General features: G+C 41.9%; 18 protein-coding genes. 9 read left to right on the top strand and 9 right to left on the bottom strand.

From position 1 onward, the window contains the following. Positions 1-480 precede the first annotated feature (480 nt). From OCT63_RS05635 to OCT63_RS05620, 4 genes are all read left to right on the top strand, one after another. Positions 481-3,360: a DNA-directed DNA polymerase gene (locus tag OCT63_RS05635; protein ID WP_161687951.1), complete on the top strand. Its 2,880-nt coding sequence runs from the start codon at positions 481-483 to the stop codon at positions 3,358-3,360. A 642-nt stretch (positions 3,361-4,002) separates the two neighbouring features. Continuing rightward, positions 4,003-4,602 (top strand): hypothetical protein, encoded by a 600-nt coding sequence (locus tag OCT63_RS05630; protein ID WP_161687949.1) that lies wholly within the window; start codon positions 4,003-4,005, stop codon positions 4,600-4,602. A gap of 63 nt (positions 4,603-4,665) precedes the next feature. Then, positions 4,666-5,136, top strand: a complete 471-nt coding sequence (locus OCT63_RS05625) for a hypothetical protein (protein WP_161687947.1) — start codon at positions 4,666-4,668, stop codon at positions 5,134-5,136. 42 nt (positions 5,137-5,178) lie between these two features. Beyond that, positions 5,179-5,466 carry a hypothetical protein gene (locus OCT63_RS05620; RefSeq protein WP_161687945.1) on the top strand — a complete coding sequence of 96 codons (288 nt, stop codon included), beginning with the start codon at positions 5,179-5,181 and terminating at the stop codon, positions 5,464-5,466. A gap of 112 nt (positions 5,467-5,578) precedes the next feature. Here the strand turns inward: OCT63_RS05620 and OCT63_RS05615 are convergent, their stop codons facing one another. Together OCT63_RS05615 and OCT63_RS05610 are read right to left on the bottom strand one after the other, a co-directional pair. Beyond that, the gene (locus OCT63_RS05615) at positions 5,579-5,773 is read right to left on the bottom strand and encodes a hypothetical protein (RefSeq protein WP_010434944.1); all 195 of its coding nucleotides are present in this window, start codon (positions 5,771-5,773) and stop codon (positions 5,579-5,581) included. A 298-nt stretch (positions 5,774-6,071) separates the two neighbouring features. Beyond that, on the bottom strand, positions 6,072-6,338 hold the full coding sequence (locus tag OCT63_RS05610; RefSeq protein ID WP_016796240.1) for a hypothetical protein: 267 nt from the start codon (positions 6,336-6,338) through the stop codon (positions 6,072-6,074). Positions 6,339-6,605: 267 nt separating this feature from the next. On the opposite strand from OCT63_RS05610, the gene OCT63_RS05605 reads away from it, so the two are divergent. Together OCT63_RS05605 and OCT63_RS05600 are read left to right on the top strand one after the other, a co-directional pair. Beyond that, on the top strand, positions 6,606-7,487 hold the full coding sequence (locus tag OCT63_RS05605; protein ID WP_161688003.1) for a WYL domain-containing protein: 882 nt from the start codon (positions 6,606-6,608) through the stop codon (positions 7,485-7,487). A 749-nt stretch (positions 7,488-8,236) separates the two neighbouring features. Next, a complete protein-coding gene (locus OCT63_RS05600) occupies positions 8,237-8,692 on the top strand; it encodes a hypothetical protein (RefSeq protein WP_102516728.1) in 456 nt (151 codons plus the stop codon). A gap of 324 nt (positions 8,693-9,016) precedes the next feature. Here OCT63_RS05600 and OCT63_RS05595 read toward each other — a convergent pair whose 3' ends face one another. The 5 genes from OCT63_RS05595 to OCT63_RS05575 form a co-directional block, all read right to left on the bottom strand. Beyond that, entirely contained in the window at positions 9,017-9,445 is a 429-nt protein-coding gene (locus tag OCT63_RS05595) for a DUF2787 family protein (protein WP_161687943.1), read from the bottom strand. Positions 9,446-9,711: 266 nt separating this feature from the next. Next, the gene (locus OCT63_RS05590; protein WP_161687941.1) at positions 9,712-10,191 is read right to left on the bottom strand and encodes a hypothetical protein; all 480 of its coding nucleotides are present in this window, start codon (positions 10,189-10,191) and stop codon (positions 9,712-9,714) included. Between the two features lie 50 nt (positions 10,192-10,241). Continuing rightward, positions 10,242-10,616, bottom strand: coding sequence for a hypothetical protein (locus OCT63_RS05585; RefSeq protein ID WP_161687939.1), 375 nt, complete (start codon positions 10,614-10,616; stop codon positions 10,242-10,244). 102 nt (positions 10,617-10,718) lie between these two features. Further along, positions 10,719-11,945 (bottom strand): site-specific integrase, encoded by a 1,227-nt coding sequence (locus OCT63_RS05580; protein WP_161687937.1) that lies wholly within the window; start codon positions 11,943-11,945, stop codon positions 10,719-10,721. Between the two features lie 54 nt (positions 11,946-11,999). Beyond that, complete coding sequence (locus OCT63_RS05575) at positions 12,000-12,599, bottom strand: hypothetical protein (RefSeq protein ID WP_161687935.1); 600 nt, start codon at positions 12,597-12,599, stop codon at positions 12,000-12,002. Positions 12,600-13,240: 641 nt separating this feature from the next. On the opposite strand from OCT63_RS05575, the gene OCT63_RS05570 reads away from it, so the two are divergent. Beyond that, entirely contained in the window at positions 13,241-13,717 is a 477-nt protein-coding gene (locus tag OCT63_RS05570) for an RDD family protein (protein ID WP_017055298.1), read from the top strand. A gap of 64 nt (positions 13,718-13,781) precedes the next feature. Here the strand turns inward: OCT63_RS05570 and lptG are convergent, their stop codons facing one another. Together lptG and lptF are read right to left on the bottom strand one after the other, a co-directional pair. After that, on the bottom strand, positions 13,782-14,852 hold the full coding sequence (gene lptG, locus OCT63_RS05565) for an LPS export ABC transporter permease LptG (RefSeq protein WP_017055299.1): 1,071 nt from the start codon (positions 14,850-14,852) through the stop codon (positions 13,782-13,784). Between the two features lie 3 nt (positions 14,853-14,855). Next, the gene (lptF, locus tag OCT63_RS05560; protein WP_269983336.1) at positions 14,856-15,956 is read right to left on the bottom strand and encodes an LPS export ABC transporter permease LptF; all 1,101 of its coding nucleotides are present in this window, start codon (positions 15,954-15,956) and stop codon (positions 14,856-14,858) included. 192 nt (positions 15,957-16,148) lie between these two features. Between lptF and pepA the strand changes: the two genes are divergently transcribed. Together pepA and OCT63_RS05550 are read left to right on the top strand one after the other, a co-directional pair. Continuing rightward, positions 16,149-17,669 carry a leucyl aminopeptidase gene (gene pepA / locus OCT63_RS05555; protein WP_017055301.1) on the top strand — a complete coding sequence of 507 codons (1,521 nt, stop codon included), beginning with the start codon at positions 16,149-16,151 and terminating at the stop codon, positions 17,667-17,669. A gap of 99 nt (positions 17,670-17,768) precedes the next feature. Next, a complete protein-coding gene (locus OCT63_RS05550; RefSeq protein ID WP_269983335.1) occupies positions 17,769-18,218 on the top strand; it encodes a DNA polymerase III subunit chi in 450 nt (149 codons plus the stop codon). Positions 18,219-18,311: the final 93 nt, after the last annotated feature.

Below are 18,311 nucleotides of genomic sequence, written 5' to 3'. Positions count from 1 at the left end.
CCAATAAGCATTTGAATGCATTAAATCACAAATAATAGCTAGTGAGAATAATAGATTGACCAATAGCTCCACAGTTAACTGATGTTACCTAATCCCACTCAGAGATTAGGTCATTCATAACTCACATAGGTTCCTAGGACTTTCAGACTCAACCACCCAGCACTCACTGCTATGCTAATTAGCATTAATATTCAACCTCTTACCAGAATTATTTATTAGTTTAGTTACGTTCGACGAAAAACAGCATCGTTTTCAAAGTTCCCATATCAGCCAAGAGTTTCCACCTTAGCCCAGATTCCAACTTCCCATACCCAACTTCGGAAACTCTAAAATCATCGCACTACCACTCATTCACCTCACATAGCCACGACACTCAAACACCAAGCCTACTCGAAGTTACATTCAACACCAGATTTACACTGTGGTATAAAGACTGACACTTCAGATACTTATAAAACACTTGGCCATAAGAGAATAACGATGAGTCAGAAAAATAAATCTAACCATATTGAAGTCATAGATAAAGAACTCGACGAATACTTCCAAGCAGAAACCACCGACCAGACCACAGAATCAACCGACATTGAACTTGACGAGTTTCTAGAGCAAGAGCAAACCAACCAATATTCTAGCGACGAGGTAGATGAAGAGCTCGACATCTACTTCGAGAATGAAAAACAATCACCGTGGCAAGCACTCAAAGGTAATGATGAAGCCGTTCACATTGGTATAGACAGCGAATATGTCTACAACGAAGAAGAAAACCGAAACGACATTCTGTCCTATCAGTATTACCTAATCGCAGGTGAGCACCACATGAGCGATGTGATACTGACCCCTGTTACTGAGGTAATTAAGAAATCTAGAGCAGCAAACAAGAGTCGTGAAGATGAACTCAAAGCCATCAACAAAGTTAAGAAACCCCGTAAGAAGTTTGAAGAATTTTTAGTTGAGACACTTCAAGCTGCTATCGGTCGTGGATTCATTAAAGGCTGGCCTAAAGACACCTATATCTACGCACATTACCTCAGAGCAGATATGGTGTCCTTCGAAGCGTTCTGGGATACCAGCCAAAAAGCAAAACTGGAGGTCATTAGAGGCACCGTCGCGTCAACCCGTGGCGCATACGGCATCGATTTAGACGCAGTAGGCAGAACAAAACAGGCTTCAGAACCTATTCATTTTACAGACAAGCATGGTAAGAAACGTGAGAGTAGCGTGCGCTTTGTAGATACATTACTACTCAGTCCGGGGCAAAGTGGACTTGATAGAATAGGGGAGCTGATTCATATACCTAAAGAAGTAATCCCAGAGCCTTACCGTAAAGACCGAATGGATGAACTGTTAGTTTCAGATGAACCACTCTTCCTCCGCTATGCCCTAAGAGATGCCGAAATAACAGTTAAATACGGATTAGAGATGCAACATTTCGCCCTCGAAGACATCAAAGCATCACTCAAAGATAAAGTTCCAGAAGAACGGTTAGATAAACTTCAATTTAAACATCTACCATCAACACTAGGTAACTTCTCAGTATCACTCTTCAAAGCACTCACAGGTGATAAAGACGCATTAAACCAAGCACTCGGTATGGAGACCAAAACGATTCAATATTGGAATCAAACTAAAGGTCGAGTAATGCAGAAGAAAGAAACTGTTATTACAGCTGGTCGTCGCGTCTTCGAACAGCTGGCTATCGATTGTTTTCATGGTGGCAGAAACGAATGTTACGTGTTTGGTGGCGCAAACTTAAGTAATTACAACGATTTCGACTTGGCTACGGCATACGTCAATGCGTTAATGGACATTAAACCCGTTTCGTTTGAGAGAAGCTTCACCTCAACAGACATCAAGGATTATCTTGGTCACAAGATGGGGTTTGCTTATGTTAAGTTCAGCTTCAATAAAGACACTACGAAGTTTCCATCCCTTCCAGTAAGAACTGAACTCTATGGATTATATTATCCACTAGAAGGTTACTCTTACTGTACAGCTCCCGAAATTGAAGTCGCACATAACATGGGATGTGATATTGAAATTCAGTTCGGGGTTATTGTTCCATGGATTGAAGATAAAGAACCACTCTTTAAAGGCTTCACTGAACTCATCAGAGAGCAAAGACAAAAGTACACCGATGAGAACGATACATTTAGACAGAAGCTTTGGAAAGAGATCGGAAATACAGCGTACGGTAAGTTAGGGCAAGGGCTGAAGGGAAAGCGGGGCTTCAACTCATCAGATGGATTAAGTAAAAACATACCTCATTCTCCTATCACCAATCCATATTTTGCAGCACATGCGACAGGCTTTGTCAGAGCCGTTCTCTCAGAGCAATTAGCAGGGTTATCGACGCAGAATGATAAAGGTAATCACAGTGCTGCAACGGTGATTAGTGCCACAACAGATGGATACCTCGTAGACTGTACTGAAGAACAGCTCCACGTTTCAGGAACCATCAGCAAACGATTCAGCAAAATCTGTGAGCAAACGGGTGACGGAAAGATGATCAAACTAAAACACCATACAAAACAGATCATCGCCATGAAAACCCGTGGTCAACTAACAGGTGAACACGGTGAAACAGAACCTGTAATCGCAAAAGCAGGAGTCAAACCACCAGAAGCTGCATTAGTATCACCTGAAAAAGAAAATGCTTATATGGTCGAACTGTTCTTAGATCGCTATCCCGGACAGAAGATCCCTAACAACTCGTTGATCTCTCCACGCGATATGTATCTCAAGGATATGGATCTGATAGAAATCCAACGAGAAAAGACACTCAACTTAGAGTTCGACTTTAAGCGTAAACCCGTAAATCCTCGCATGACCAAAATCCGCCATCCAAAAGGTCACATCGTCGAGCATATCTATTTCGAAACCGTACCTTGGAAGAACGAGCAAGAGGGACAAGAGACTCGCGCATTGTTCGATGGGTGGAGACGTACTAACTGCCTTAAAAATATGAGCGATTGGGAAGACTGGATCGACTACAGCAAGACGAAGCCACTACTTAAAGGCTCACACATTAAATATGAAGAAGATGGTTCACACGGTGTCTTACTCAAGCTTGCATTGAGAGCACTATCTAAAGAGAGCTACGGACTCACCAAAACCATTAAGGGCAAGAAACTCACCCTCAAACAACTTACCGAACTGTTTAACAATGCAGGATTTGAAATCGCTCCGAACGCTATCAGTAATTCACGACAGGCAGCTTTCCGTCCTAATGTACTCGCTGCAACCCCAAGACTCATACCGCTATTACATTGGTTAATTGAGACGTTCCCTGACATGGAGATAGAACACTTTTTCCATAAAGACGAGCTGGATGAAGTTAAAATGATGCTGAAGGACTCGTGATAGTGGTTATAGATAGCAGAAAAAGCAGTGGTTATCGCTAAGGTGTAATTGTTTAAACTGCTGACTTTAAAGAAAAAACAACCTATTGATGGATGTTGTGTCTTGATAGGAGATTAGGTTTACGATTTCGTGGTGAGATTACTGATGTAATCAGCGGTGAATTGCGTGACCTAATTACACTATCAAGATGCAACATCCATTTTCTTTCCTAATACTATGATTTAAATGAAATTATTCAATTCACGCTGAGTTAGTCTATCGTGATTTTTGACACTATCAATGGCAAACAGGTAACTAACTGTCTATTAATGACCAACCTCACGAATGAGATCTAAATCACAGAAATAAAACATAAAGAACCTTGGATTTTCCTATTCAAAAAACATACCGACACATACCTAACAGACTCTTAAACCGATTCTACCGAGGGATTAAATCTGCCTTTTAAGTGACAAGCAAACCGGTAATCCCCTCTTTAAACACCTTTTAAACGCTCATGCGCCCCCTTGTAATCCACTTCCCGCTCTTTCTCTAGAAACATTCAAAAACAAACATAAGTACCTGAATTATATGAAATTTATCATTTGACTACATGGGTAAAAGAAGTTTAAATGGAGCTCTTTCTAATCTGGAGTAAAGAAAATGACTGATAAAAATAAAGCCGTAGAGCCCACCGATAGCCGTCTAAAAGAATTAGCTGATGCAGTAGTTAACGATTTGTCGAACGCTGGAGCTGCTCGTGTTGTTGATAAAGAACAGTGTGAACAAGCTCAGTACGATATTGGTGCTGCAATGCATGAAGCTAGACAGTTCTTCCAAGGGAACAAGAATAAGTTCGGTAAATGGCGTGATGAAAATATTATCGGCAACGGTAGACGTACGGTTGATAAACGCACGTTAACGCGTTGGACAGGTTTATCTGATTTTGGAACGTTGGAAGAATGCCGCAAAGTGGGATTTACCAACATTTACAAGCTATCGAGTAAACGTTATGCCCCTTTACGTGAGCGAATTAAACAACATCTAGAACAACACCCCGATGTTAATTCTGACACCATCAATGCAATGTTGAAAGACTTTGCAACTCAGTTAAAAGTTGAGAAAGAAAGAGCTAATCAATCTGAAAGTAATGACCTTCTGAATAAATTGACTGAAATGGAATCTCGCTTGAAAGAACTAGAAGACGAGAACGATAAGTTACGCCAACAGTTAGAAGGTCAATCCCCCTTTGAAGCTGCATAACTTGTTACCGAAACGACATTATGCCGTTTTCGGTTTTTCTATCACCTATTAAGGAGAGCATTCATGGCAACCGAAGGAAAAAAGAGCACAATGACTGTATTCAGTGACAAGTTACAGGTGTCATCGAGTCTCATAGCATCAATCAACAAGAACAAAAACCACGTTAGTGTCAGAGCAGGAAACGGGAAGCAGTTAGCCCACTTAAAACTTAAAGATGAAAAGAGTGAGAAAAAGCTCGAAGCCTTGCATTCTGAGTTGGAAAAGCTCTGCATTCGTGATGCTAACTACTGGATAACCCTTCCAACGGGTAGCTGGGTACGTAAGAACTCTATATTGGGTTACGAACAACATCAAAGCTCTAAATACAGCGGTGTCATTCTCCGTACCCAACACAACCGTATTTTGTCTTTCATCCCTTGTGATGATTTGGATATGCAACATTTAATTATCCAAGAAATGCACAAAGCGACTGAGAGTAAAACCCCATCTCGCCGTTACAAGCCAAACTGGAATTTCTATAACCAAGCAGCTTAATGTTGCTCAGATTAGCCCTTAATAAACTCTGGAGTATGACTCATGAAACCTAAAACACCGATACGTTATAAACGACTAGTAGATACGTTTTTAAAGGATTGTAATAAAGGTAATCAACCACGTATCAAGCGAAAGAATGAAGTACAACGTGCAGCTGAAAAAGTCGAATCTCTACACGGTAAAATCCCACGGTTAGGTATGATTCTCCGTAAGCTACCCGATAACCTATATCACTCCTATGAGCCTAAGCGCAACTCATTTGGGTACAAGGAAACGACCCAGAAACTTCAAGAAACCATCAATGAGGTAATGGGACGTAACATGTTCTAAAAAGAAAAAAATATGCCCGTATTATTGACCAGACCTTACCCAGATTTATTGCCGATGATTGCCTACATCGAGGTGTTAACTGTTAACCAAGACGTTAACACCTCAACCCTTTCTAGTCCTCCAGTACCTCATCAATCAAAATTCCTGCTGAAAATCCGCAGATTGTCCCAATTAACATTCCATACGGCCCACCAAATCGAAGGCCTATAGCACCACCAAGCTGAGCAGCTTTAAATCCTAATTCCTTCCTACTTTTAGATAGAGTCTCTGATCCTTTTTGTGGTTCAGAATAGTTGTCTTTATCCACGTACTTACTCCTTTCCTATAGATATGAAAAAAGGGACGTACTCAATTAAGAATACGCCCCCTTAGATTTTTACCAATACAGCTTTAGTGAGAGTGACCACACACCTGACAGCTACCATCATCATATGCACGCTCACCGCATGCTGGACAAGTAGTTACTAACTTTGTAATCGATTTAATCGCCATGTAAAGGCTCCTTCTTGTTGGTTTATTGGGTGTTGCGGAGCTCATTGATACCTCAGCCTAGAGAGTTCCAATTTCGAAACTGAGATATCGAGAGCCAAGCTCCGCAACAAAACTTATTGTGCTTTACCTTTCGGGGTGTCAGGGGCGCATTGAGTTACATCAGTGACATGACCATTCATTGTTCCGCAGACATCGGCTTTCCACTGCACAATGACACCGTAAGACGATGTGTTCTGAATGCCTGCTTTACCATTCCATTGTGGCTCTAGCAGTTCTTTCATTTTAGAGATATCGCCCGGATTACCGCCGAACGTGCCACCTGCGAATACCGAAGATGCGAATAGTGAAGTTAGACCTAGCAGGATGATTGATTTTTTCATTTTTGTTTTCCTTAAATACGTAATGACGCCGCTTATAAGAGACGGCGTTAACGTGATTGATGATTAGTTTAAAGAGGGTGAACGACAGGGTGTGTCGCTCAGGTGTAGAAATATTGAAATGATTGATGAATGCCTTGTAAGGCATACCTTGAGCTAACTAATGAAAGCTATAGCAATATCAGTAACTTTATGAAAATTAGCTAGAAATAATCAGGTTCTTTCCGACCACGACACCACCTGACGAGCGACCTATCTACAATGCGTAGAATGAAAGAGCATGACAAACTAGCGAAACGACTTGGCATCATCCTGACCCGTTTGAATACGGGTGAGAAGTTACATCTAGATGATTTAAGTCGTGAATTTGGAGTAGCAAGGAGGACGTTAAATCGTGACTTCAATGAACGGTTGAACTACCTACCTATACAACGTGATGGTGCTTGCTACTCGTTAGACCCTAAGTTCTTAGGCAGACAGACCAATAATGAGCTATCTCTCCTGCTGTTAAACATGGGGTTCGATACTTTGTTTTCGGGTAAGCACTATCTAAGCAATGGCGTATTGAACAACAAAACCACACCACCCTTTCTCTTCAAGAACCCACAAGTCGAGGACATTAGTGAATGTGCTTCAGTGTTCGAGAAACTTATCGAATCGATACAACGACGAAACGTGATTAGCTTTAGCCATGAAGGGAAAACCTACGATGAGTTCCACAGCTACAAACTGTTGAATGAACGCGGATTGTGGTTCATTGTCGGGACACACAGAAACCGCCTAGAGTCACTCAGAGTGGCTAAGATTCGTGAGTTAGTGCGTTACGAGGATAAATACTCTCCCGACCCTAGCGTTGAGCAGAAGCTGACTGGTTGTGGATATGAAGATGAACGCCCCAATCCCGTTGAAGTTCTTATACAGATGAGCGTTAAGGGGGTAGAAGCATTCTTAAATGAAGGTAATGCCGATAAGTTCAGAGTGTTGAAAGAACTAGATTCGGGGGATGTGTTCATTAGTCACCAAACCAAGAATATTCCAGAGTTAATACGCCAACTTAAAACGTGGCTACCTCATGCAGAGGTGCTCTCACCTGATTGGATACGTTATTTGTTGAAGCAAGAACTCCAAGTTTATCTAGACTCAACCAAGTAGAAGACACAGAGTAGATTGAAGTACGTCGTTGGGTTTGTTGATGGTTCGTTGAGATGAAATGCAACCACCAAGACATAATGTTGTTTCTGCTCTCTGTTGTAGTCACTCCATATCATAAAGAAACCACTATGCAGCGCTTTTTAAACTTTCGATGTTAGATATGGGAACTGGAGTATTTTACCAAACTTCGAACCGATACCAGTTAAGGGAAGGCTCAAAACGATGCTGTTTTTCAGCGAACGGTGACTAACTAATAAATAACTGCGCTTTGAGCAGGTTATTATATAGGGGAATTACTATGAGAACTGATGCTAGAACACTACTCCAAATCACTGAATTCAGCCCATATTTGTTTATCGTCGATATTACCAATGTGGCTGTGGTGGTTCTCTTGAGCCAGATAACTTGGTTGTTTTAGCGAGAGTGGTTTTAATGGATTAAACTTGTCATTGAGCTTATAAAGGCAAGTTTCTATTCCAATCAATGCTTATCTCGGTGTCGTGGTAAAACGCCCGTTCTGACCTTGTTTCTCGTACCAAAAGTGAAAATGGCCAAGTTGTCACACCTAGATGTAAACATTCACTCCCATTGCTTCGACATAGCAATGGGAGCTTATCTGACCATAAGACTCAAAAGAACATTGCCATGCAGTAATAAATATCTACCAAACAAATTATAACCCTTGAAAATCAGTAGATTAACACCCATTACAGTAGCTTATTAAATTGGTAAGTTAGGAAATGACAATAATGACTCAATTCAACAAAGAAGATTGGCTACTAAATGGTTGTGCTAGTGAAAAAATCGCTCGATGTGCTGCTGCGGCTCATAGCCATGAAGCCGTTGTATCTATAATGACAATGTCAGTCGACGCTGACCACTACACGATTGAAGCTGGAGCAGAGTTCCTATCGAACGTTGAGGGTCAAGAAGTTCTACACTTAGAGTTCAAAGCGTATAGTGATTTTGAAGACTCTCGCTCTATCGCTCTGATTTACGAGAAAGAAGATCTTGTAATGTACTGCTCAGAGTTTTCATTTGGTGATGATGAAGAGGAACACTTTAAAGCAGTGCAACCTATGACAACTCAAGGTTTTTTCAAGTACTTGAACTCACTACCGAACATTAAGAGTTACGCTCTTCCATCAAGCCTTGACAGTAAAGAGCAACAAGCTCAACAAGCCCTGATTGAACTAGCAGGCTAAACCTAAACACTCGTTCCCATTGCTTCCAGATAGCAATGGGAGTCTTTAATAACAAAACACCAGTGCAAGCTAACCAAACTCGTTAAAATTTAGTCTCCCTTCCTTTGTGTTTCCACCGTCCATTACAGTCCAGCAACTTCGTCCACTCTAAATCCCGACGGCAACGTTTAAGTAATCCGTTGTAGAACGTTACCCCAATGAAAAAGGCTTCCCATCACACCATGAGTTACATGGAGCAATAGGAAGCCTTGGTTTCACTAGGAAGTGAGAGGCGGATTTTATGGTGCATACATGGTGCTTTCAACTTGATTCGTTAGTGATGGACTAATCCACCGTGACTTTTATCTCATCAAAGCAGTCCATTCCGATGTAGCTTAGAAAGTTGGTTTCCCACATCGAATAGAACTCAGCGACACTGGATTCAGTAATGGGAACTTCACCCATGTATCGAATGAAAGCCACACCATGACCAAAATCAAAGTCGATTTCTTTCTCAAGTTCAGGCATCAATCCACAGTAACTAAAGTCAGTGATGTAGTCGAAAACCCATTGGTCACCAAGTCTACTAATGGAAATCTCAATAGGGTGGTATCCACCGTTCTCAGAGCTATAGCTCGAATCTCGGAAGCTAATCACGACCGATTGGATCATGGGTGTCCATTTACCTGAATCGGTGATCACTCGGTTTAAAGTATCTTGAAGATCGACACTGACAGGTAAAGTCAGCTTATTCTTTGAAAAGCATAGTTTCATAATAAATTCTCTTTTAGTTTGTTATGGATACACTCTTGTGTAGTGCGAGGTATGAAAACTGGGAAATGGCTTGGTTCGAGGTGAGTATTCTGATCTCGTCATTAACTCTTCCAGTGATAACTCAAGAAATTTGAAATCCGTCGAGTAGTGATATCAGTGATGACCGTATTACTCATCGTTCATTGGTGGTAATCACCTGATGAAGTAAACAGGTTACGACTCATCGCCCCAGCAAATTTCTTCTGTCGCCTTACTGTCTGGTAGGGTTATTTTTTCTTAGATGTGGTTTGAGATTTGGCGAGTGCCAGTAATGCACTTTTCTTATCTTCGAAGTCTGTTGAAAGTACATGTAAGTAGCGAGATGAATCCGTCTTTGATGCTAAACCTAAGTCCCTAATTATCACGGAACAGAACGAATGGTTGTTTGCTGAGCCTCCATTAAACAACTGCTTGTACAGCTGACTTTTCCATGGTTTATCTTTCTGCGCTTCTATCAGTTCAAGCATGGCTGTAACGGATAGCCACTCTTTTGAATGAAGTCCTGCGCCACCTTCCTGCCCTGCAATCCTGAAGTAGAGTTGCTTTTCTTCATTATGCAACGCCACTTCGTACAAGACCTTGCCAGTCCCTGCTAGTTTCGATGCTGCACCTGTTAATACGATTTGTTCGAAATGATTAATCTCTTGGCGTTGCTCGTCTTGAGTGTCAGCATTAGGAAAGTCTGGGTCTACTTTGTGTTGGTTCATAGATATTCTCCTGTCGGTAATAATGTGAAATATTGCTGCGTGAGTGACGACTAGCTATCAACCTGGGTCAATAGCGTCTGAATTGGATGGAGCTGAGTGCTGGTGTATCCGGTTAGGTAACAACCCGAGCCATAGTCGTTAAGTACACCTAACGCTATGACCATAGAGCCGATAAGCAGCACGTACTCTGGGTGATTAGTGACGAAATCAATCAGGTACTTGGTCTGTTCATCCATATCATCGAGGTCTTGATTGGTATCGCTCTCATCGAACAAAATCAGAGTGATGCCTATTTCGTCCCAACTTTTCTCCAACTCATTCAAATCGCCATCTGTTACTTCAGTTAAATGTGTCATGAGATTAGCCTTATCAGAGCTAGGCAAATTCAAGCCCATCAATTCCGTAAAAGTTTTTATTACTTGCATGTATTTTCCCTTATTGCAGATACGAAAAAGCCCCTACTAGCGAGAGCCAGTAGGGGCATATATGTAATTTTTATATATGTTTGATTTTTAGGTTAAAACTATTTAACTGATGCGGTGTGCCAGCCTTGGAGCCTGTTCTTTCAATACCGAAGACAAAGTGTCCGAGCTGTTGAGCAGCTTTTCCTTAGAATGCTTAACATACCTCTGAGTGCTGCTTAAATCCTTGTGGTTCATTAAACGCTGTACAGTCAGCACATCAACACCATTCTCGATTAAATTTGTAGCAAAGCTATGACGTGCCACATGAAAACAAACTTCATGAGGGTTCTTGATCCCTGCCCTCTCTTTGATACGCGTAAAAGCATTGCGCGGTTGTGATATGTAGCTTCTCTCCTTTCGACCAAAGAAGACGTATGGATTGCCTTTTTGTCTCATGTTTAATAGTTCCCGGAACAGTTCGACCATAAATGGCGTCAGCGGCACCGTCATACTAGATCCGTTCTTGGTATCAGGAACGAACATGGTTTTATCAATGAGGCTGATATCTTTCCACTTTCGGGTTCGAAGTTCAGAGTCCCTACATCCGGTAAGAAACAGAAGCGCTATGAAGTTTCCAGTCACACGACAATAGTAATCTCGTGATGTACGTATCACTGCTGCTGTTTCTTCCATGGTTAAGTAGCGAGTCCTCATGTTATCTGGATTGATAAGCGACACCTTATCGCCAATGTAGGGTATGTCTAAAAGGCGGTATGCTTCCTTTAGGATTGTTTTCATCAAGGCAATAGTACGATCGACCGTGGCTGCTGCGTACTTCTTACCGGGGCGATACTCTGTTGCTAATAGCTTTGCTTGAACTTGATGAAGATGGACGCCAGTTATCTTATCGATAGGCTTCGTATGTAGGTGCTTCCAGTGCTCAAACCTCGCAATATCATCACGCCACGTTTTCTTACCTTTACTTCTCTTAGAAACAATAAAGGTATCGTGAAAGAAGTCGTACAAGGTCGGAACTTGGGTTTCAACCTGCTTATCTCTTTCAAGTTTAGGGTCGATACCATCGGCGATTTGTACCTTTAACTTACGAGCTTTGTTTCGAACCGTGGGTAAATCGATATCAGGCCATTGACCGAGTGCAATGCTGGATTTTTTCTTTGAGATTGGCGATATAAACCGTAGTAGGAAGCGCTTCTTACCAGATTTACCAATAAGCAATTTCAAACCCTGCACTTCGGTATCAGAGACTTCATTGTTGGTGGATTTAGAGTGTCTATCGTGGGGTGGAATGTTGTTAAGTTTGGTTGGGGTAAATTTGAATAGTTTACTCATGTGAATACCTCAGTGGTTAACCGAGGTATTTATATATGTTTGATTGTGCAATATTTACTCGAATGTATGGCTTGGGACAGCTACCCAATTATTCTCAAGCCCATCAATCTTATCCAAAATTCTGGAGTCACAACCATCATGAAAGCGCACAATATATTCGTAAACTAGCCCATCATTGCTCTCATTTGTATCTATTTCGTAATCCCCATCTAGCTCTCTCATTTCGGCAAATGTTAATCCAAGTGTTAATGCGAGTTTCTTATCCCTTTCAAGCTCAACAGCATCGTCCATGACGGTTGGTTTAGGGTAAATCGACAGTTCAATTTTGGTGATACCTTTTTTCTTCCAGTCTCGAAGATAACCAGACCACAAGTTTGCTTTTAGGTTAGAGGATTCGGTAAACCTTTTGGCAACCCACTGAGAGACTTCCCTAGACATATCTGATTTATAGATTGCTACTTCTGCTAATTGATCGCGTAAAAGCAGTCGCTTAAAGTGCTCTTCATCACTAGGGCAAAGAACAATTTCTGGTTTCGATTCTACAGTTCCTTCAACAGAGTCCAGTAGTCTTGATATCACTGTATCTGGAGTATCAAAACCTTCAGCTAACTTCTCTAGTCTGTTGTATGTACTGTCGCTAATTTCTATCTGCATGCTCACCTCCAATCTATGATTAAAACAACTATAGATATAATCATATATGATTGCAAATATGATTTCACTTAATCCAAAACTAGACAGTAGCGTGACAGTACCTTTTCGGTTTTGCTGTCTTGAGCATCTAACCATCAAGCTTTGAAGATATTTTAAATTAGAAACACAGTAACGCTTTTCGGTTTACTGCTTTGACCGCAGTGACCAGTAAAGCTTAGGTTCTGGTTTTGCTGTTCTATGTTTAAGTTGGACAGGAAGTTGTCAGTAAAGAAGAGATAAAAGAAATTAAGAAGGGATATTTTGAAATGTGATAGAGGTTGTATTTTTGCATATTCTGAAAGCAGAAAAGCCTCGATAAAAATCGAGGCTTTTCATAAAATTCTTTATAAATTAGTAACTAAGGAAATTTTTGAATCCGTCGTGTATACCAATTTCACCATACCGGCATTATCTTGAGGCGTTGCCCTTTCGATGCTTGGCATTATACGTATGCGAACTGATGTGGCAAGTATAAAAACTTGAATTCATGTGTGTTTGCCGATAATTTCGCCACTAAGTCATAAGCTGTGCGTTATGTCTCTTTTCACGCTAAGCCTTAAACTATATTCTGACGCCTCAATTTTTGAAGAAGTAATAACACCATGACATCAACAAACACTCTGCCACCAGCAGGAGTAATGCGCCGATTTGGTGCCTTGTTCTATGACGCTCTTATCGTAATCGCTATTGAAATGTTGGCAGCTGGCGTTATTGTCGCTCTGCTGCACGCTCTAATGGCTCTTGGTATTTTTAACCATAGCGGATATGCAGATGTTAGTGACTTCTTAACAAACCATCCGATTTGGAGCCCAGCGTATACTTTTTACTTAGTCGTGGTTTGGGTTTACTTCTTTGTGTTCTTCTGGACAAGAGCAGGACAAACTCTGGGAATGAGAGCCTGGAAGCTACGCGTTCAAAACAAAGACGGTTCAGCTATTACAGTAACTCAGGCGCTGATTCGTTTAGGCACTTCAGGTTTTGGATTAGCGAACCTATGTGTTCCATTCGATCCACAAAAGCGTGGTTTTCACGATATCTGGGCAAAGACCGAAGTCGTTGTGTTACCACAAGCACGATAGCGTGATTTAAGTTAGCTCTAATCAAGATCAAAAAAGGAAGGCGTTATACCTTCCTTTTTTCTATTTACAGTTTCCGCCTCAAGAGCATGACTGCTATTCCGAGGAATACTACACTCGGGGCTAGCGCACCAAAAGCGGGGGGAATTTGATAAACCAAACTCACAGGACCAAAAAACTCACTGGATATATAGAAAGTAAAACCAGCGATAACACCAGAAAGAATCCTAGCCCCCATGGTCACACTACGTAGAGGGCCAAAGATAAACGACAATGCCATCAACATCATAACCGCTATCGAAATAGGCTGAGTTATCTTTCGCCATAACGCCAGTTCATAGCGTGACGCATCTTGCTCTGACGCCTTCAGATAAGATACATAATCATACAACCCACTTAAAGATAGCTCTTCAGGCTTAACCGTAACAATCGCAAGTTTATCTGGGGCAAGAGATGTCTTCCATGAATATGTAGGGAGGCTTTCTTTGGTAATCTGGAGCTCATTTTCGAAAGATGTGATCTCGACATCGTTCATTGTCCAAACGTTGTCTCCAACGTAATCGACCTCTTCAGAATATATCGCCGTCTTAAGTGCTTTGTTTTCATCAAAGCGCCACATGTTCAAACCATATAGCTTTTCATCGTCAATTTTGACAACAAATATAAAGTCATTGGCATCACGCGCCCATACCCCGCTTTGAGTGGAAATAATATTACCACCCGCAATCGATATAGTTCTTAAGTCGCGAGCCATTTTTTGTGCTTGAGGCGCTCCCCATTGACCAAGAAGAGTCACGACAACCATTAGTGGAATCGCGGTCTTGAGTACTGATAAGCCAATATCTAACTTAGAGAAACCCGCAGCCTGCATCACCACTAATTCAGAACTTGCAGCAAGCATACCTAATCCAATCAATGCACCAAGTAATGCCGCCATTGGAAAGAACATTTCTATATCACGAGGAACACTCAATAGAACGAAATACAGCGCTTGTAATAAATCATAGGTACCACGACCAACCTTTCTCAGCTGCTCTACATACTTGATAATCCCAGAGAGACCAACAAACGTCACCAATACCAGCGACGTCGTTGCGATGATGGTTCTGCCTATATATAAATCGAGAATCTTAAACACGGCTTAAGCTAACCTTTTATTCTTGAATTTTTCTTTCAAACGCCTTATTGGCACACTATCCATAAAGTTTGCACCAATTGCGACAAATAACAATAACGCATTAATTGGCCACATGCCGACTACCGCAGGGATACTCCCCTCTTCAATCGAAGATTTGGTTGCACTAATTGCTAAGAAATAAGTTAGGTAAATTAGAATGGCTGGGCCAATTTTAGCGAAACGACCTTGTCGAGGGTTCACCGCAGACAGTGGCACAACAAGCATGGTCAACAATGGAATGCAAAGCACCAATGAAATTCGCCATTGTAATTCTGCTTTCGCACTGTTTTCTGGATTACCAATCAGTTCAAGCGTAGGAATCGCTTCCCAATCTCGACCTTTTTTCTCGACTTCACGTTGGCCAATTAGGCCTTCGTACTCCTCAAAGTGCGTCACCATATAGTCAAGACGTGTTGGAACACCTTCATGTCGAGTGCCATCGTACATCACAATAACTTGGCGACCATCACTAAGCTCTTTGACATCGCCTGATTTAGAGAACATCACGCTCGGCAGTACAGAATCACGTGGGCGCATTTGAGCAACAAACACATTTTTTAACTTATTACCGTCGATATCATCAATAAAAACGACAGAAGAACCATCCGGCGTACCTTCAAACTTACCTTTTGGCAGCAAATCAACGCTGTTCTCTGCAGCCACTTCTTCATACATTTGTTCAACTTTATCTTGTGACCAAGGAGATAACCAAAATGAGTTAAAAGCGGCAACCGATGCAGTAATCAAAGCCAAATAAAGCGCAGATTGGATAAGAAATTTATTACCAATACCCGTGGCGTTCATTACGACTATTTCACTTTCAGCGTAAAGACGCCCAAAAGTAAGTAAAATACCAATATAGATACTGAGTGGAAGCATCAGTAAGCCCATCGCTGGCATATTTAGGCCAACGATCGACAATATGAGGCTCGCAGGAATATCACCATCAGAGGCGTCCGCTAAAACACTGATGAATTTTTGGCTGAGAAACACGAGAAAGAGAACAAAAAAGATCGCAAATTGGCTCTTGATTGTCTCGCGGATCAAATATCTAACAATAATCACACTCAAATTACCTATACAAAACTTGTTTTTTTGATTGAATCACTATAATTTCCCGTTGAACCTTTTATTTTTTTCAATTTTTAGCTAAGTGTCAGTGTTCTTCTTTAAGGTTAGTTCCATTATAGGATCCAACAAGTAAGAACCCATTATCTAACATTTAGTTTGATTTGTCTTCAGGATGTAGGAGTACGCATGGAGTTCAGTGTAAAAAGTGGCAGCCCAGAGAAACAGCGCAGCGCATGTATCGTTGTCGGTGTATTCGAACCGCGCCGCCTTTCTCCAGTAGCCGAGCAATTAGATAAGATTAGCGATGGCTATATTAGTTCACTGCTTCGTCGCGGTGACCTAGAGGGTAAACCTGGCCAGATGCTACTACTGCATCAAGTACCTGGTGTACTTTCAGAACGTGTTCTACTGGTAGGCTGTGGTAAAGAACGTGAGCTAGGCGAGCGTCAATACAAAGAAATCATCCAAAAAACCATCAGCACACTAAACGAAACAGGCTCTATGGAAGCAGTATGTTTCCTTACAGAACTTCACGTTAAAGGCCGCGACACTTACTGGAAAGTTCGCCAAGCGGTTGAGGCGACTAAAGATGGTCTTTACACATTCGACCAATTCAAGAGCAACAAGCCAGAGACTCGTCGTCCGCTACGTAAATTGGTGTTCAACGTACCAACACGTCGCGAGCTAAGCCTTGGTGAAAAAGCGATCTCTCACGGTCTTGCTATTGCTTCCGGTGTGAAAGCATCTAAAGACCTTGGCAACATGCCACCAAACATTGCTAACCCAGCATACCTTGCCTCTCAAGCTCGTCGCCTAGCTGACGACTTCGAAACCGTAACGACTAAGATCATCGGTGAAGAAGAGATGGAAAAACTAGGCATGACTTCTTACCTAGCGGTAGGTCGTGGCTCTAAGAACGAATCTATGATGTCTATCATGGAGTACAAAGGCGCACCTGATTCAGATGCAAAGCCGATTGTACTTGTTGGTAAAGGCCTTACGTTCGATTCAGGCGGCATCTCACTTAAGCCAGGCGAAGGCATGGATGAGATGAAATACGACATGTGTGGTGCAGCGTCTGTATTCGGAACAATGAAAGCATTGGCGAAACTGAACTTGCCAATCAACGTTGTTGGTATTCTAGCAGGCTGTGAAAATATGCCTGGTAGCAATGCTTATCGCCCAGGTGACATCCTAACAACGATGTCAGGCCAAACCGTTGAAGTTCTAAATACTGATGCTGAAGGTCGTTTGGTTCTGTGTGATGCACTAACTTACGTTGAGCGCTTTGAACCAGAATGTGTGGTTGACGTTGCAACGCTAACCGGCGCGTGTGTTATTGCTTTAGGTCACCACATCAGTGGCGTTCTATCAAACCACAACCCACTGTCTCACGAACTTGTGAATGCTTCTGAGCAAGCAAGTGACCGTGCATGGCGCCTACCAATGGCAGACGAATACCATGAGCAGCTAAACAGCCCATTTGCTGATATGGCGAACATCGGCGGCCGCCCTGGCGGTACGATTACTGCTGGTTGCTTCCTGTCTAAGTTCACTAAGAAATACCACTGGGCTCACCTGGATATCGCAGGTACAGCTTGGAAATCTGGAGCAGCAAAAGGCTCGACAGGTCGTCCTGTCTCAATGCTAGTCCAATTCTTATTGAACCGCAGCGGCCATGAGACTGAAGAGCAATCTTCAAAATAATGAAAAGGGCCTACGGGCCCTTTTTTAATAAGCGCTATTTATTAGAGTCAGTTGACCGAGTAAGATTGATAGCCACGATTTTCAGTTCGAGTATAAAGTATGCAGACAGCTACGTTTTACATAGTGTCATCAGGTAGCCCGCAAGCCAGCGAAGAGGGTTTTGCTCACTATGTACTGTTTCTTGTTCAGCACTTTGCGAAACAAGGCGCTAAACTTTATCTCAACTGTAATGATAAAGAACATGCCGAGCGTATCGCAGAGGTTTTCTGGCAAGTCGAACCCAGTGAATTTATGGCACATAACTTAGTTGGCGAAGGTCCGAAATATTCAACCAACATTGAAATCGGCTACCAAGGTGTAAAACACAATTGGAATCGTCAGCTGATAATTAATCTGGCCGATAATCATACAACCTTTGCGAACGCCTTTGCTCAAGTGATAGACTTCGTTCCTTGCGAAGAAAAAGCTAAGCAACTCGCTAGAGAAAGGTATAAAATTTACCGTCAGGCTGGATATCAGCTACAAACTATCGAGATTCAACATCCATAGTCAAACCTCATAGTTAAAGCTCTCTTTGACTTTAAACTCAAGAAGCTTCACTTATGAAGTTTGACCACGATTAACCATTCACAGTATCCGTTT

It is taken from the genome of Vibrio sp. RW (genome assembly GCF_027587105.1).
GTDB classification, from domain to species: domain Bacteria; phylum Pseudomonadota; class Gammaproteobacteria; order Enterobacterales; family Vibrionaceae; genus Vibrio; species Vibrio toranzoniae.
Note: the sequence above shows the minus strand (reverse complement) of the source record. Positions and strands in the feature narration are given on the sequence as shown.

Excerpts from the sequence above, each read along its gene's own strand:
- OCT63_RS05635 (WP_161687951.1), top strand. The coding sequence starts at position 481 with ATGAGTCAGAAAAATAAATCTAACCATATTGAAGTCATAGATAAAGAA.
- OCT63_RS05630 (WP_161687949.1), top strand. The coding sequence starts at position 4,003 with ATGACTGATAAAAATAAAGCCGTAGAGCCCACCGATAGCCGTCTAAAA.
- OCT63_RS05625 (WP_161687947.1), top strand. The coding sequence starts at position 4,666 with ATGGCAACCGAAGGAAAAAAGAGCACAATGACTGTATTCAGTGACAAG.
- OCT63_RS05620 (WP_161687945.1), top strand. The coding sequence starts at position 5,179 with ATGAAACCTAAAACACCGATACGTTATAAACGACTAGTAGATACGTTT.
- OCT63_RS05610 (WP_016796240.1), bottom strand. The coding sequence starts at position 6,338 with ATGAAAAAATCAATCATCCTGCTAGGTCTAACTTCACTATTCGCATCT.
- OCT63_RS05605 (WP_161688003.1), top strand. The coding sequence starts at position 6,606 with ATGAAAGAGCATGACAAACTAGCGAAACGACTTGGCATCATCCTGACC.
- OCT63_RS05600 (WP_102516728.1), top strand. The coding sequence starts at position 8,237 with ATGACTCAATTCAACAAAGAAGATTGGCTACTAAATGGTTGTGCTAGT.
- OCT63_RS05595 (WP_161687943.1), bottom strand. The coding sequence starts at position 9,445 with ATGAAACTATGCTTTTCAAAGAATAAGCTGACTTTACCTGTCAGTGTC.
- OCT63_RS05590 (WP_161687941.1), bottom strand. The coding sequence starts at position 10,191 with ATGAACCAACACAAAGTAGACCCAGACTTTCCTAATGCTGACACTCAA.
- OCT63_RS05585 (WP_161687939.1), bottom strand. The coding sequence starts at position 10,616 with ATGCAAGTAATAAAAACTTTTACGGAATTGATGGGCTTGAATTTGCCT.
- OCT63_RS05580 (WP_161687937.1), bottom strand. The coding sequence starts at position 11,945 with ATGAGTAAACTATTCAAATTTACCCCAACCAAACTTAACAACATTCCA.
- OCT63_RS05575 (WP_161687935.1), bottom strand. The coding sequence starts at position 12,599 with ATGCAGATAGAAATTAGCGACAGTACATACAACAGACTAGAGAAGTTA.
- OCT63_RS05570 (WP_017055298.1), top strand. The coding sequence starts at position 13,241 with ATGACATCAACAAACACTCTGCCACCAGCAGGAGTAATGCGCCGATTT.
- pepA (WP_017055301.1), top strand. The coding sequence starts at position 16,149 with ATGGAGTTCAGTGTAAAAAGTGGCAGCCCAGAGAAACAGCGCAGCGCA.
- OCT63_RS05550 (WP_269983335.1), top strand. The coding sequence starts at position 17,769 with ATGCAGACAGCTACGTTTTACATAGTGTCATCAGGTAGCCCGCAAGCC.